At 70.4% G+C, this 14,570-nt stretch carries 13 protein-coding genes; 7 read left to right on the top strand and 6 right to left on the bottom strand.

The window, feature by feature from the left end:
* Positions 1-70 precede the first annotated feature (70 nt).
* Positions 71-1,105 (top strand): LacI family DNA-binding transcriptional regulator, encoded by a 1,035-nt coding sequence (locus tag CQ047_RS05035; protein WP_105673189.1) that lies wholly within the window; start codon positions 71-73, stop codon positions 1,103-1,105.
* Positions 1,106-1,183: 78 nt separating this feature from the next.
* Positions 1,184-3,034, top strand: a complete 1,851-nt coding sequence (locus CQ047_RS05030) for a glycoside hydrolase family 2 TIM barrel-domain containing protein (protein WP_105673188.1) — start codon at positions 1,184-1,186, stop codon at positions 3,032-3,034.
* A 125-nt stretch (positions 3,035-3,159) separates the two neighbouring features.
* On the opposite strand, the gene CQ047_RS05025 is transcribed toward CQ047_RS05030, so the two are convergent.
* Both CQ047_RS05025 and CQ047_RS05020 read right to left on the bottom strand, forming a co-directional pair.
* On the bottom strand, positions 3,160-3,858 hold the full coding sequence (locus tag CQ047_RS05025) for a GTP pyrophosphokinase family protein (protein ID WP_105673243.1): 699 nt from the start codon (positions 3,856-3,858) through the stop codon (positions 3,160-3,162).
* A gap of 58 nt (positions 3,859-3,916) precedes the next feature.
* Complete coding sequence (locus tag CQ047_RS05020; RefSeq protein WP_258132486.1) at positions 3,917-5,005, bottom strand: VanZ family protein; 1,089 nt, start codon at positions 5,003-5,005, stop codon at positions 3,917-3,919.
* A gap of 226 nt (positions 5,006-5,231) precedes the next feature.
* Between CQ047_RS05020 and CQ047_RS05015 the strand changes: the two genes are divergently transcribed.
* Positions 5,232-7,205 carry an APC family permease gene (locus CQ047_RS05015; RefSeq protein ID WP_223587487.1) on the top strand — a complete coding sequence of 658 codons (1,974 nt, stop codon included), beginning with the start codon at positions 5,232-5,234 and terminating at the stop codon, positions 7,203-7,205.
* A gap of 135 nt (positions 7,206-7,340) precedes the next feature.
* Here CQ047_RS05015 and CQ047_RS05010 read toward each other — a convergent pair whose 3' ends face one another.
* Both CQ047_RS05010 and CQ047_RS05005 read right to left on the bottom strand, forming a co-directional pair.
* The gene (locus tag CQ047_RS05010; RefSeq protein ID WP_105673185.1) at positions 7,341-8,519 is read right to left on the bottom strand and encodes an SLC13 family permease; all 1,179 of its coding nucleotides are present in this window, start codon (positions 8,517-8,519) and stop codon (positions 7,341-7,343) included.
* 19 nt (positions 8,520-8,538) lie between these two features.
* Complete coding sequence (locus tag CQ047_RS05005) at positions 8,539-9,945, bottom strand: PLP-dependent aminotransferase family protein (RefSeq protein ID WP_105673184.1); 1,407 nt, start codon at positions 9,943-9,945, stop codon at positions 8,539-8,541.
* On the opposite strand from CQ047_RS05005, the gene CQ047_RS05000 reads away from it, so the two are divergent.
* Both CQ047_RS05000 and CQ047_RS04995 read left to right on the top strand, forming a co-directional pair.
* Positions 9,944-10,879, top strand: coding sequence for a DMT family transporter (locus tag CQ047_RS05000; RefSeq protein ID WP_105673183.1), 936 nt, complete (start codon positions 9,944-9,946; stop codon positions 10,877-10,879). The two genes, CQ047_RS05005 and CQ047_RS05000, sit on opposite strands and share 2 nt — an antisense overlap.
* Positions 10,879-11,478, top strand: coding sequence for an FMN-binding negative transcriptional regulator (locus CQ047_RS04995; RefSeq protein ID WP_105673182.1), 600 nt, complete (start codon positions 10,879-10,881; stop codon positions 11,476-11,478). The genes CQ047_RS05000 and CQ047_RS04995 overlap by 1 nt, the downstream gene beginning before the upstream one ends.
* 12 nt (positions 11,479-11,490) lie before the next feature.
* On the opposite strand, the gene CQ047_RS04990 is transcribed toward CQ047_RS04995, so the two are convergent.
* Positions 11,491-12,528, bottom strand: a complete 1,038-nt coding sequence (locus CQ047_RS04990) for a DUF389 domain-containing protein (RefSeq protein WP_105673181.1) — start codon at positions 12,526-12,528, stop codon at positions 11,491-11,493.
* Between the two features lie 24 nt (positions 12,529-12,552).
* Positions 12,553-13,101: a DUF6611 family protein gene (locus tag CQ047_RS04985; RefSeq protein WP_105673180.1), complete on the bottom strand. Its 549-nt coding sequence runs from the start codon at positions 13,099-13,101 to the stop codon at positions 12,553-12,555.
* A gap of 266 nt (positions 13,102-13,367) precedes the next feature.
* Here CQ047_RS04985 and CQ047_RS04975 point away from each other — a divergent pair, with 266 nt between their 5' ends.
* Positions 13,368-13,910 (top strand): hypothetical protein, encoded by a 543-nt coding sequence (locus CQ047_RS04975; protein ID WP_105673178.1) that lies wholly within the window; start codon positions 13,368-13,370, stop codon positions 13,908-13,910.
* Positions 13,907-14,479: a hypothetical protein gene (locus CQ047_RS04970; protein WP_105673177.1), complete on the top strand. Its 573-nt coding sequence runs from the start codon at positions 13,907-13,909 to the stop codon at positions 14,477-14,479. The genes CQ047_RS04975 and CQ047_RS04970 overlap by 4 nt, the downstream gene beginning before the upstream one ends.
* The last annotated feature ends 91 nt before the right edge of the window (positions 14,480-14,570 follow it).

The following is a 14,570-nucleotide window of genomic DNA, read 5'->3' as shown; positions in this document are numbered from 1 at the left end:
TCGGGACGCTAATGTATAGCGCTGTAAATGTCAAAGGATTCTTCCTCGCGTTCGGCCCTAAGATGGCGGAATGGCGACAGGCAGGTCCGGCGGACGGGTGCGATTGCAGGACGTGGCGACCCTCGCCGGCGTCTCGATGAAGACCGTGTCGAACGTCGTCCACGACTACGAGCACGTGTCGGACCGGATGCGCGAGCGGGTGCAGGCGGCGATCGACGAACTCGGGTACCGCCCCAACCTCACCGCGCGACGCCTGGCGACGGGCCGCACCGGGATGCTCGCGCTCGCGATCCCGGAGATGGATCAGCCGTACTTCGCCGAGATCGCCCGCTGCGTCGGCGAGGAGGCCGGCCGCCGCGGCTACCGGATCATCGTGGAGCAGACGCTGAACGACGTCGAGGCCGAACGCGCCGTCATCCGCGACCGCGAGGAGGGACTGGTCGACGGGGTGATTTTCCACCCCGCCCGCATCGACACCCTCGAGATCGCGCGCCTGCGCCCCGACACCCCGCTCGTGCTGCTCGGCGAGGCCGCGCGCCCGCTCACCGCCGACCACGTCATGATCGACAACGTGCGTGCGGCCCGAGAGGCCACCGAACTGCTGCTCGCGACAGGGCGGCGCCGGATCGCCTTCCTCGCCTCGGTGCGCACGGAGATCGCGGAGTCGACGCACCTGCGACTGCTCGGGTATCAGGAGGCGTTGATCGGCGCCGGCATCCCGCTCGATCCTGCGCTCGTGATCGAGAGCGACGGCTTCGGGATCGACGACGGCGTGCGCGCCCTGACCGCCGCGCTCGACAGGGGCGTCGCCCCCGAGGCCGTCCTCTGCCGCGACGACCTCTTCGGACTGGCCGCGATGAGGGCGCTGAGCAGCGCCGGACTGCGCGTCCCGGAGGACGTCTCGGTGCTCGGCTGGGACGACACGTCGTTGGCCAGGTACGCGACGCCGGCCCTGTCATCCGTGTCGCCGGACAAGCGCGCGATCGCGGCGTCGGCGCTCGATCTGCTCGAGGACCGCATGAACGGCTACGACGGCATCGGGCGCCACCTCCTCGCGCCGTACACGATCGCCGACCGCGGCACTGTGGCTCGACTGCCTCGCTGAGGCATCGCGCCGAGGCATCGGCATCCATCACCGGATTGCATCTTTCTAGCGCTGCAAGTTTTGGATATGCTTCCTGCCATGCCACAGGAAAGCCTCGCGTCGGCCAGCAGCCAAGACGGCCGGTACCCCCGCCCGCAGCTCGTCCGCGCCTCATGGGCCGATCTCTCCGGCCCCTGGCGGTTCGCCGTCGACCCGGACGACCGCGGGATCGCGGAGGGGTGGGCACAGGATCCGGCGGAGATCGCCGGGGAGATCATCGTGCCGTTCCCCCCGGAGTCGCCCGCGTCGGGCATCGGCGACACCGGGTTCCATCGCGTGCTCTGGTACCGACGCACCGTCGCCGCGGCCGAGGTGGCCGAGGCCGGTCACGAGGGAGGCCGCACGCTGCTGCTGCACTTCGGCGCGGTGGACCACCGGGCCGACGTCTGGATCGACGGCGCCCACGTCGGAGCGCATGAGGGGGGCCACACGCCGTTCACGGTGGTGGTGCCGGAGAGCGCGGCAGACGGCTTCGACCTCGTCGTGCGCGCAGAGGACGATCCCCTGGACCTCGCGCAGCCCCGGGGCAAGCAGGACTGGGAGGAGCGGCGCCACGTCGTCTGGTACGACCGCACCAGCGGCATCTGGCAGCCCGTGTGGCTGGAGTCGGTGCCCGCCCGTCACGTGCGCAGGCTCACCTGGAGCACCGATCCGGATGCCGCCGTCGTGCGCCTCTCGGTCGAGCTCGACGGCCACCCGTCGCCGGGAACCCGACTCTCGGTGCGCATCACCCGTGGAGAGGAGGTGGCCGCGGCACAGGTGACGGAGCTCACCGGACCCCGCCAGACGCTCACGCTCTCCCTCCCCGCGCTGCGCAACGGCCAGGCACGGGATGCCTGGCTCTGGACCCCCGAGCATCCACTGCTGCTCGACGCGGCGGTGGAGCTGCTGCCGCCGCACGGCGATTCCGACCGGATCGGCTCGTACCTCGGCATCCGCTCGGTGGGGACCGACGGCGGCCGGGTGCTCGTCAACGACCGGCCGGTCGCCGTGCGCGCGGTGCTCTCCCAGGGCTACTGGCCGCAGTCGCATCTCGCGGCCCCGGACGCCGACGCCCTGCGGCACGAGGCGCAGCTCATCAAGGACCTCGGGTTCACCTCGGTGCGCGTGCACCAGAAGATCGAGGACCCGCGCTTCCTCTACTGGACCGATCGCCTGGGTCTTCTCGTGTGGGCCGAGATGCCGAGCGTGTACGAGTTCTCCGCGCTCGCGGTCGAGCGGCTGGTGAGCGAGTGGACGGCCGTGGTTCGGCGGGACTCGTCGCACCCCAGCATCGTCGTGTGGGTGCCGCTCAACGAGAGCTGGGGGGTCGACCGGATCGCACAGGTCTCCGAGGAGCGCGAACTGGCCCGCACGCTCTACCACCTGACGAAGACGCTCGACGGCTCCCGTCTGGTCGTGTCGAACGACGGGTGGGAGCACACCCGCTCCGACCTGTTCACCGTGCACGACTACGAGAACGACTCTGCGGTGCTGCGGGCGCGCTACGGCACATCCGATGCCGTGCGGCAGACCCTCGACGGCATCGCCCCGAACGGCCGGCGCATGCTCGTGGGCACGCCGGAGGAGTCATCCGACACCGCCGGACGGCCCGTGCTGCTCAGCGAGTTCGGCGGCGTGAGCGTCGACCGCGCCACCGACGGCACCTGGGGCTACCGGACCGTCGCCTCGGACGAGGCCCTGGAGACGCATCTCTCCACGCTGTTCTCCGCGGTCCGGGACTGCGCCCCGCTGGCCGGATGGTGCTACACGCAACTGACCGACACGGCGCAGGAGACCAACGGACTCACCGACGAGAACCGCGTGCCGAAGATCCCCGTCGATCGACTTCGGCGGATGATCACCGGCGGCGCCGAGCTGCCCGCCGCATCCCCCGTCTTCCACGCCTAGCCCCGCCCCGCGCTCCCGGCTTCCGAAATTCGGACGCATGTCGCTTTTTCGGACGATTCCGCGCGGATCATCCGAAAAACGGGTGATCGTCCGAATTTCGGATGCGGCGGTAGGCGGATGCCGGGTCAGACGCCGATGATGCGCGGAGGGGGCGGGGGCGCCAGCTGACGCCGCGGCACCCCGTGCGCCTCGCGGTGCAGGCGCTCCATGCGGCTGTCGAGTTCGGCCGCGGCATCCGCAGCATCCGTCAGGCTGTCGACGAGGTGCGAGGGCACCTGATTCGAGAACTTGTAGTAGATCTTGTGCTCGAGGCTGGCCCAGAAGTCCATCGCTATCGTGCGGAACTGCACCTCGACCGGCACCGACAGCGCCCCCGTGGAGAGGAACACCGGCACCTCGAGGATGGCGTGCAGGCTCTTGTACCCGTTGGGCTTGGGGTTCTTGATGTAGTCCTTCACGATCCGCACGGTGATGTCGTCCTGCGCGGTGAGCAGATCGAACAGCCGGTAGACGTCGGCGATGAAGCTGCAGGTCACGCGGACACCGGCGATGTCGGTGATCTCCTCGCGGATGCGGTCGAAGTCGGGCTCCTCGATGCCCTTGCGCGCGATCTTCTCCACGATGCTGTCCGGCGACTTCACACGGCTCTTCACGTGCTCGATGGGGTTGTACGCGTGATCGTGGGTGAACTCGTCGCGCAGGATCGAGATCTTCGTCTCGACCTCGCGCATGCCGAACTCGTACTCGCGGAGGAAGCGCTGGAACTGATCCCTGAGCTCTTTCGCCTCGGTGATCGCGCTCTCGTCGACGGAAACCGTGCTCATGCTCACGACGCTACGCACTCGTGATCGGAAATCCCTGTGCATCGTCGATGAACGACGCTCAGGCGCCGGCGGTGCGCGACTCCGCGGCCGCCTCGACATCGCCTCTCGCGTCGACGAGCTCCTGACCGGTGATGAGGCCGGGGAGGCCACGACCGAGACGCGTCGTGAACAGCAGCACGACGGACGCGAGGATGAGGAGGGACGAGATCCCGTCGAAGGCGTCGCCGAGCAGGGGCAGAGCCCCGATGCCGCCGATGCCCGAGGCCCAGCGCAGCGGACGGGTCAGCGCCGCCGGCATCCGCGACCCGGCGTAGCGCAGCTGCACCGCCAGGTCGCCCACCGACCGCCCGCTGATCAGGATGATGAGCAGCCACAGCCCTGATGCCGCCGAGATGCCCATCACCTCGGCGAGGCGTCCGTCGAGGACGGTCTGCCGATCGTGCAGGACGTACTCGAACCACAGCTGCGTGACCACCGCGACGCCGTACATCACGAAGCCGTAGGCGAGGGCGTCGCAGAGCATCGCGATCGCGCGACGACCGCGCGTCACGGGGCGCGGCTCGCCGGCATCCGCACGCGCGCGCACGCCGCGCAGGGAACGCGGCACCACGAGCGCGAACACCGAGCCGAGCACCGCGCCCGTCGTGTTGGTCATCAGGTCGCCGACGTCGAAGAACCGGTAGGCGCAGGGGTACAGGCCCCAGACGCCGGTAAGCTGCGTGGTCTCGATGAGGAGCGAGAGACCGAACCCGACAGCGAGGGCGGTGGGGATGCCGCGGGCGCCGAGCACCCGCAGGAAGACGCCAAGCGGCACGAACAGCAGCACGTTGAAGACGAGCTGCAGCAGCGCGGGGTGGCGCAGCGGGTTGCCCGGCGCGGCGAGCGCCTTCTGCACGTCGCGCACGACCTCCATCGGGTCGGTGATCATGCCGACGCAGCGGATCGTCTCGGGGTCGGGCAGCGGCAGCAGCGTATAGGTCCAGATCGCCCAGAAGTAGACGAGGGCGGCGAGCCAGAGCAGGGTGCGGCCGAAGCTCAGGCTCCCCCGGCGGCGGTAACTGATCGCCACGAACGGCACGAAGAGCAGGATGCCGAATCCCACTCCGATCGCGATGGCGATGAACCCCAGAAACACTTGATCCCCCACGGGATCCCAGTCTATGTCGCACCCGTAAGGATTCCGTTAGGGCAGCACACGCGGGGCGTAGGGATTCCGTGAGGATGTCGTGAGGAGCACAGGGAGTGGCGTAGGCTCGCCCGACGTGTCAGACGAATCCCGGGAGAATCCGGACGCACCGCAGATCGCCAAGCGGATCCTCATCGGAGACCCGCTGACGAGCGAGCAGGCCGACAACCAACTGCTCCCCAAGCGCATGGCGCTGCCGATCTTCGCGTCCGACGCGTTGAGCTCGGTCGCGTACGGTCCGCAGGAGATGCTGCTGACGCTCGCGCTCGGCGGGCTGGCGTTCCTCACCTTCGCACCATGGGTCGCCGCAGCCGTGGTCGTCCTGCTGATCGTGGTCGTGCTGAGCTACCGCCAGCTCATCAAGGCGTACCCGTCCGGCGGCGGCGACTACGAGGTCGCGTCGAAGAACCTCGGCGAGATCCCCGGGGTGATCGTCGCGGCCGCCCTCCTCGTCGACTACATCCTCACCGTCTCTGTGTCGATCGCCTCCGGAGTCGACAACATCATCTCCGCGGTTCCCGAGCTCGACCCGCTCCGGGTGGAGCTCGCGGTGGGCTTCGTCGTCCTCATCGTCATCGTGAACCTGCGCGGCGTGCGCGAGGCGTCCACGGTGTTCGCGATCCCGACGTACCTGTTCATCGGCTCGGTCGGCGTCATGATCGTCACCGGCCTCATCCGCACCTTCCTCGGCGATGCCCCCGTGGCCGACAGCGCCGCGTATCAGATCCAGGGCGAGCACCTCGCGGATGCCGCCATCATCCTGCTCATCCTGCGCGCCTTCTCGAGCGGATGCTCCGCCCTCACCGGCGTCGAGGCCGTGTCCAACGGCGTGCAGGCGTTCCGCGCCCCGAAGATCCGCAACGCCCAGACGACCCTGGTGATGATGGGCTCCATCGCCGCCCTGCTGTTCGCCGGTCTCACCGCCATGGGGCTCATCACGAGCGTCCACTACGCCGAGAACCCCTGCGACCTGATCGGCTTCGACTGCTCGAAGCCGCAGCCCAGCGTGATGGCGCAGATCGCCGCCGCGACCTTCGGCGGCGGCAGCATCCCGTTCTTCATCGTGCAGGCGGCGACCGCCTGCGTTCTGCTGCTCGCGGCCAACACCGCGTTCAACGGCTTCCCGCTGCTGGGCGCCGTGCTCGCCCGCGACGGCTACGCGCCCAAGTCGCTGAACACCCGCGGCGACCGCCTCGTGTTCTCGAACGGCATGATCGTGCTCGGCATCGCCGCGATCATCGTGCTGGTGGTGTTCCAGGCGAAGCTGACGACCCTCATCCAGCTGTACATCATCGGCGTCTTCGTGTCGTTCTCGCTCGGGCAGATCGGCATGGTGCGGCACTGGAAGAGACTGCTGCGGCAGACGGACGGCAGCGTCTCGGCATCCGATCGCCAGGGCGCGAAGGTCGGCCTCGTCATCAACACGATCGGCGCGACGCTGACGGTCTTCGTGCTCGTGATCGTGACGATCACCAAGTTCACGCACGGCGCGTACCTCGTGTTCATCGCGATCCCGGTCCTGGCGTTCCTGATGCTGGGCGTCAAGCGGTACTACCGCGACGTCGAGCACGAGATCGCGATCGACGACATCACGAAGTTCGGCGCCACGGGAGACGTCGCGCTCGTCCTCGTCAGCAAGCTGCAGAAGCCCGTCGTGAAGGCCGTCGACTACGCGATCGCCGCCAAGCACGGCAAGACGATGGCGATCCACGTCGCCGTCTCCGCCGAGGAGGCCGCCGCGCTCCAGAAGGAGTGGGAGGATCACCTGATGCCGATCCCGCTCGTGATCGTGGAGTCGCCGTACCGCTCCTTCGCGCAGCCCATCGCCGGCTTCATCAAGAAGTACCGGGCGAAGCACGGATCGTCGGTCGTGACGGTCTACCTGCCGCAGTACATCGTCGGCCACTGGTGGGAGACGTTCCTGCACAACCGCCGGTCGCGGCGCATCGCCAACCAGCTGATGCTGATCCACGGCGTCTCCATCACGCTCGTGCCGTGGCTGCTCGACTCATCGGAGCTCATCTACGGCCGCCGTTCGCGTCCGCTGCCGGGCCAGGAGCGCGCCGGTCGCCCCGTGGTCGTGAACGGACGACGCGCCCACCGCCCCGAGGGGCCGCCGTCGGAGGACCCGACGGCGAAGAAGGGCGCGAACGAGGCCTGACCGCGCGGGCGCTCCATGGAATAGCCGATCTCCCGGATGCAAACGCGGAACTGTTCAGTTAACTGGTCACGGAGACGGAGGTGTTCAGCTAACTGGTCACCGCAGATGCGGCGGCCGTCGCATGCGAGGAGTGGCTCAGCCCGAGACGAGGCTGAGCACCAGCGCCGCGACGACCACGGTCGGCACGGCCACCGCTGCACCCCAGAGCATGAAGCGGCCCCAGCGGATGTCGACGCCGAGGGAGACGACCCGGTGATGCCACAGCAGGGTGGCCAGTGACGCCCACGGGGTGATGAGCGGCCCGAGGTTCACGCCGATCAGCAGGGCCATGAGCGCGACGGGTCCGTGCGCGGAGGGTTCGAGGATCAGGTAGGCCGGGAGGTTGTTCACGCCGTTCGCCGCCACGGCCCCCGCCGCCGCGAGCCCCAGGAGCTGGCCGGGACCGTCGCCCGACGACGCGAGCGCGTCGAGGAACCCCAGGACGCCCTGCGCGTGCGCGGTCTCCACCAGCACGAACAGCGCACCGGCCAGGCCGAGCGCACGCCACGGGATGAGCGACAGACGCAGCACGTGCCTCCGGCGGACGGCGAAGAGCACGACGAGGGCGCACGCCGCAGCCGTCGCGGGGATCCAGACCTCCGTCATGACGGCCAGCAGCGGCATGAGCACGATCAGCACCCCGGTGGCGCTCCAGAACAGGATGCGGTCGGAGGGCGCACCGCCCGTGGGCACACGGTAGGCGGCGAACAGCGTGCGGTGATGCGCGACGGTGAGGATCGCGACCGGGATCGCGATGCCGACGAGCGTGGGCGCCCAGCTGAGCGCGAGGAACGCCCCCGGATCGCCGCCCATGCGCTGCGCGGCGAGGAGGTTGGTGAGGTTCGAGACGGGGAGCGCGAGGGATGCCGTGTTCGCCAGCCACACCGTGGCGAGGGCGAACGGCAGCGGGCTCACCCCGATGCTCTGCGCCAGGACCACCACGACCGGGGTGACGATCACGGCGGTGGTGTCGAGCGACAGGAACACCGTGCTCACGACGGCGAGCGCCACGACGGCGGCCCACAGGCCGATCACCCGCCCTCGACCCCAGCGGGCGAGATGCTGGGAGAGCACGTCGAACACGGCGGCATCCCTGGCGAGCTCGGCGACGACCGTGATCGCGATGACGAAGCCCATGACCGGCGCGATGCGCAGTCCGAGCGCCTCGGCGTCGTGCGTCGGGAGGAGCCCCGTGAGCACGCAGACCGCCGCGACGGCGACGAGCGCGAGGATGATCACCGTCCCCGCGCTGATCCGTCGAGTCGGTGCGCCCACCCCGCGAGTGTAGACCTCCTCAGCGCGCCTCGAGAACGCCGCCCAGGATGCCGGCCGCCTCGGCGAAACGGGCCGGATCGGCGCTCGCGTAGTTGAGCCGCACGAAGGGCCCGGACGGCTCGGCGGGGAACCACTCGGCGCCGGGGGCGACGATCAGTCCGCGGAGCTCGCACTCGCGGGTGATCTGCCCCACGTCGGACCCCTCGGGCAGTCGCACCCAGAGGTTCAGACCGCCGACGGGCACGGTCTCGACGGTCGCGAGCGGGGCGTGCTCGGCGAGGCACGAGAGCATCAGGTCGCGCCGGGAGCGCAGCTGCTCGCGGAGGCCGCGGAGGTGCGTGCGCCAGCCCGGCTGCGTCACGACCTCGAGCGCGGCGACCTGGAGCAGACCGCTGACGTACATCGATCCCGCGGCACGGTCGCCCAGGATGCGCTCCCTGGCCGGTCCTCGCGCGATCACCGCCGCGACGCGGAGCGCCGGCGACACGCTCTTCGTGAGCGATCGCAGGTACACGACGTGTCCGTCGTCGTCGAGCGCGGCGAGCGGACGCGGCTCCGCATCGATGCCGAGATCGTGCGCCCAGTCGTCTTCGATGAGGAAGGCGCCGTGTCTCCGCACGCTCTCCAGCACCGCATGCGCGGTCTCCGCCGGCCACTGCGCGCCGGTCGGGTTCGCGAACGTCGGCTGCGCGTAGAACGCGCGGGCTCCGGTCTGCGCGAACGCCCGCTCCACGGCATCCGGGTCGGGCCCCGCCAGCCCCGAGGGGATCGGCACCAGCACGACCCCGGCCTGCTCCGCCGCGAGCATGGCGCCCCAGTAGGAGGGCGACTCGATCAGCAGCGGCCGGCCCGGTCCGACCACCGCACGGAAGATCGAGCTCAGTCCGCTCTGGCTGCCGGAGATGATCAGCGCATCCCGCGCCGCCGCCGGGGTGACGCCGGCAGGGGCGGATGCTGCGAGCTCCCCGGCGAACCACGCCTGCAGATCCGGGACGCCCGCCGCCGGCGCCCTGGTCATCGCGATCTCGGTGCGGGAGACGCGCGCGAGCGCCTGACGCACCAGACGCTCGGGGAGCAGGTCGACCGCGGGATACCCCGCATGCAGTCCGATCGCGTCGGGGGCGGCGACGCGCTGCGCCGATGCGAGCGCCGACGTGCGGTTCGGAGGAGCGCCGAGGGCTCCGGTCTGCCAGCCGTAGTCGACCGACCGGGCCGCGCGCACGGCGCGCACGAACGTGCCGACCCCTGGCCTCGACTCCACGAGCCCCAGGCCCACGAGCCGGCGCATCGCCTTCTGCACCGTCACGGGGCTCGCGCCGTACTCGGCGGTCAACGCTCGGTTCGACGGCACCCGGGCCCCCGGAGGGGCAGCGGTGATCCATCCGCGCAATCCGGCGACGATTCGGTCGGTGCTATCCTGACTCATGAAAGATCAGAGTAGCGTTATCCTGGATAAGCCGAAGGCGCTATCCTCGCGCGCCGGCCTCTGGTGGGGTCTCCTCGGCATCCTCGCGTTCTCGTTCACGGTCCCGTTCACCCGCATCGCCGTGGGCGGCCTCTCCCCTCTCTTCATCGGCGCCGGACGCGCGGTCGTCGCCGCCGGCCTCGCGGCGATCGCGCTGGCGGCGACCCGACAGCATCCGCCGACCGGTTCGCAGTGGGCGCGCCTGGCCGTCGTCGCCGGCGGCGTCGTCGCCGGCTTCCCGCTGCTCACCTCGTTCGCGCTGACGACCGCCCCCGCCGGACACAGCGCTGTCGTGATCGGCCTGCTCCCCGCGGCGACCGCCGCCATGGTCGTGCTGCGCACGAAGGAGCGACCCGCGACATCCTTCTGGGTCTTCGCCGTCCTGGGCGCGGCCGCCGCCGTCGCCTTCGCGTCGCTGCAGAACGGCGGTTTCGGCGGGCTGCAGTGGTCGGACCTGCTGCTGTTCTGCGCCGTGCTCGCCGCGGCGATCGGATACGCGGAGGGCGGCCTGCTCGCACGCGAGCTCGGCTCATGGCAGACGGTCTCGTGGGCGCTCGTGCTCGCCGCACCGCTGATGATCGCGCTCACCGCGGTCTCCGTCGCCGCCGACCCTCCGAGTGCCACGCCCGTCGAGTGGCTGGCCTTCGCCTACCTCGCCGTCGTGAGCATGTTCCTCGGCTTCTTCGCCTGGTACCGCGGCCTCGCGATCGGCCCGATGGCGCAGGTCAGCCAGGTGCAGCTGGCCCAGCCCGTGATCACGATCCTCTGGGCGGCGCTCCTGTTGCACGAGCGGATCGGCTGGGCGACCGTGCTCGGCGGCCTAGCTGTGATCGCGTGCGCCGCCCTGGCCGTGCGCACCCGGCTCACCCCCACCCGATCGACCGAGGAGTCCTGATGCGCCACACGCCCCGCTACCTGATGACCGACCAGGAGGAGGTCAAGCGGCTCATCCGCGGCAATCCGTGGGCGACGTTCGTGTCGCCGGCATCCACCGGCCTCGTCGCATCGCACTACCCCGTGCTGCTCGACGAGGACGAGAGCGGCATCGTGATCGCCAGTCACTTCGGTCGACCCGACGAGCAGCTGCACGAGCTCGGTGCGCACGAGGTGCTCGTGATCATCCAGGGACCGCACGACTACGTGTCGCCGAGCCTGTACGAACCGGGAGATCTGGTGCCCACCTGGAATCACGTGACCGCGCATCTCTACGGCACGCCCGCGATCCTGGACGAGGAGGAGAACTACGCGATGCTCTCCCGCCTCACCGACCACTTCGAGCAGCACAGGGCGCACGGCCGCAGCCTGAGCGACGACGAGGAGGGCACGCGCCGTGCGGCCAAGGGCACGGTGGGCCTGCGCATGCGGGTCACCCGGTTCGACGCCAGGGCGAAGCTCAGCCAGAACAAGCAGCCGGAGGTGCGCGAACGCATCACGCGGCGGTTCGATGAGACCAACGGCCCGCTCGCCGAGGAGATGCGGCGCATCCAGGGGTGACCGCGCGGCGTCTCACCCGTCGCGGCGTGCGCCCCGTGCGCGGCGCGGCTGGCGGGCGTCCTCCTCGATGCTGAGCATCCGCACGCGGGCGCTGCTGCGCTGGCGCGGGCGCCTGCGCAGCCGTGCGGCGCGCAGACCCCGCCAGCGGCCGGTGAGCAGCTGCACGTAGAGGGTGGCGACCCCGGCGATGAGAAGACCGCAGAGGTTGACGAGGAGCTGGATCGCCGAGCCCCGCGCCTCTTCCCAGGCGCCGACCGCGAGGGTGAGCCCGATGGTGCCCACGGCCGGCACTGTGGTGATCGAGATGAACACGCCGACGAGCGCCGACGACTTCGCCGTCGTCAGGGAGAGCACCCCCGCGATCCCCGCGAGGATGGCGATCACGAACGACCAGGCGTCAGGGGCGACGATGAACTCCGTCGCGGTTCCCGTCGTCGCCTGCGCGAACGTGATCACGCCGAGTCCGTAGAGGAGCGCCCACACGGCCCAGGCGATCGCCGCGCACGCCGCGAAGCCGCCGAGGAGCGTGCCGAGAGCCGGCGCGACGATCCCCCGGCGACGGCGCACGAGCGCATAGGAGATCGCGGCGAGGGGAGCGAACTCCGGTCCGACGACCATCGCCCCGATGATGAGGATCGGCTGATCGAGGATCCGGCCGACCCCGGCGATGAGCGTCGCGAGCAGCAGGAAGACGAAGAACGAGACCGAGGGCCGGGCATCCTCCTCGGCGTGGCTCGCGAGCTGCGCCCACAGCACGCCGTCGGCGGGATGCCCCGGCGCGACCTTCTCCGCACGATCGGCCGCGTCGGAGACGACGACCAGCGGCTCGGACACGACGATGCCGCCCTCCTCCGGCACGCCGAGGTGCCGGAGCGAGCGCATGATGTTGTTCGCGTTCTCCCTGGTCATCTCGAACAGGATCACGTCGCCGTGACCGTCGAGCGCGGCGCCGGGGACCACGATCAGCCCGCAGACGGTGGGGTCCTGCGCGAGGCTCTCGCGAACCTGTGCGGAGAGCGGGCGGGCGACGCTGACGCGGACGGAGAGCATGCCCCTATTGTGCTCGCCTCGGCCTCACCGCACCGCGACGGCGAGCGCATGCGCATACGCCGCCCGCCACACGCGGTCGAATCCGGCGCGGTCGCTCACGCCCTGACGGCAGGCGACGGCGGCGTCCTCCAGTGCCTCCGCCAGGGTGTCGAGGCGGCGCTGTCGCGCACGCTCGTCGGCCGTGTCGTCGCCGAGCCCCGACCTGCTCGACGAGAGCGTGATCGTGCGGCTCCGGATGCCGCGGGAGCGACGGGAGAGGAGGATGCCGACGGGCAGGAGCACGACGGCGAGCGCGATCGCGGCGAGCAGCGGAGGCGCACCGACGGCGCACAGGGCCACCCACGCGACGACGCTGCCGCCGAAGGACAGCGGCGCGTACAGCCGGTTCGCCTCGGCCAGCCGGCGCTCGGCATCCGAGGAGTCGGGCGGATAGATGGCCAGCACGCAGGCGACGGTGCCGTAGTGGCTCACGCTCCGCGACAGGTGCCCCCACCGCGGGGCGCGAACGAGCGCGGCGGGCACCGCGGCGGTTACGGGTGCGGTGGTGAAGCGGGGACGGTGGATGAGGGACATGCCATCCACACTCCTCCGCGCGCGACCGCGAGGCGCGGATCCAGACGGAACCCGAACGGCTCCCGCCCGTTTCCATGCGGAACGGCTACGCGGGCCGGTCCTCAGACTCTTCGTTCGCCGCCGCCTCGATCCAGTCCACGACCTCCTCGTCGTCGGAGCCGACTCGATCGACGCCCGCACGATGCCCGTGAGCGCCCGACGTGCAGCGCGTATGGGCTCTGTGTGACGCCTGCTCGCCACCTCGCCACACGGCATAAGACGGGATCATGACTCTCACCGAGATCCTCCCCACACTGCGTCGCAGCCTTCCCGTTCCACTCACCGTGCATCTCTGGCCCGTGCACACCGAGGCGACCACCACCGACGTCACAGTCGGCGGCATCTCGCTGATGCGCCTGCTCGAGGTCAGCGGCGCCCCCGCGGTGCTGACGGGAGACCTGCCTTACTCCCTGATGGGTACCCACCGGACAGCAGGGGGAACCGACGTGACGGTGCTCGTCTTCACGATCACTCTCCGCATCGACACGCAGGAGGGTAAGCGGATCGCCGTCGCCGACTGCGCCCTCGACGGGTTCGAAGCGCACTGGGCGGAGAGCCGGCTCATCGGCCGTGCATCCACCTGCCGATCCGTGGAGATCGAGTTGCTCTCCGGCGAGGGCTCCGCATCCCGCTGGCCGCACCCGACCGCGAACCTGCCGTCGGACCTCCGTGAAGGCGATGTCGTCGCCGTCCCGTGCACCGGTGCGGTCACCCTGCACGATGTCCGCATCGGGCCCGCAACCGCGCAATCCGAGGCGGTCGCGCGATGATCCTGTCCCACTCGATCCTGCACGCGACGTCACTCGTGCGCAACGACATCCGGCGCGACACCAGCGCCCTGTGGCCGGCGCACACCGCCGTGGGCGCGCATGACATCACGGTGGGCGGCCGCTCCCTCGTCGAGCTGGCGCGGGAACGCCGCACACCCTGCGTCCTGATCGCGCCGAGATCAGAGACCGCCCGCAGCGTCGAGGAGCACCTGACCACGGTGATCGCGGCGGTCACGATCCGGAGCGAACCCCGCCGATGGCACGGCGAGGTCGACGTCGCGGTCGACTGCACACTCGGCGCGATCGCCTCCCGCGTGATGCATGTGGAGCTCCTCAGCTCCCCACGCTCCCGCGTGCTCCGCCGGGTGCTGATCCACCCCGCAGACGGCGGGACGCCGATGCACGCCCGCCTCCCCGAGACGACAGCCCCGGGCGATCTCATCGTTTTCACCTGCACCGGATCGGTGTCGCCCAGCCAACTCGTGCCTCGTGCAGCGGTCTCCCCGACCTCGGAGGAGGAGGGCGGATTCAGCGGATGCCGCAAGTACGGCGGCGCCCCCGCCGAGTGAGCCTCCCCGGCCCTCAGGTTTCGACGTGTTCATTTCGCGAAGGCGTCGGAGAGCGGATGCCGTGAGCATCCCGCATGCGTCGCCCCGGACG

Source organism: Microbacterium sp. MYb72 (assembly GCF_002979415.1).
Lineage (GTDB): Bacteria > Actinomycetota > Actinomycetes > Actinomycetales > Microbacteriaceae > Microbacterium > Microbacterium natoriense.
This window is presented reverse-complemented; position numbering and strand designations above follow the sequence as displayed.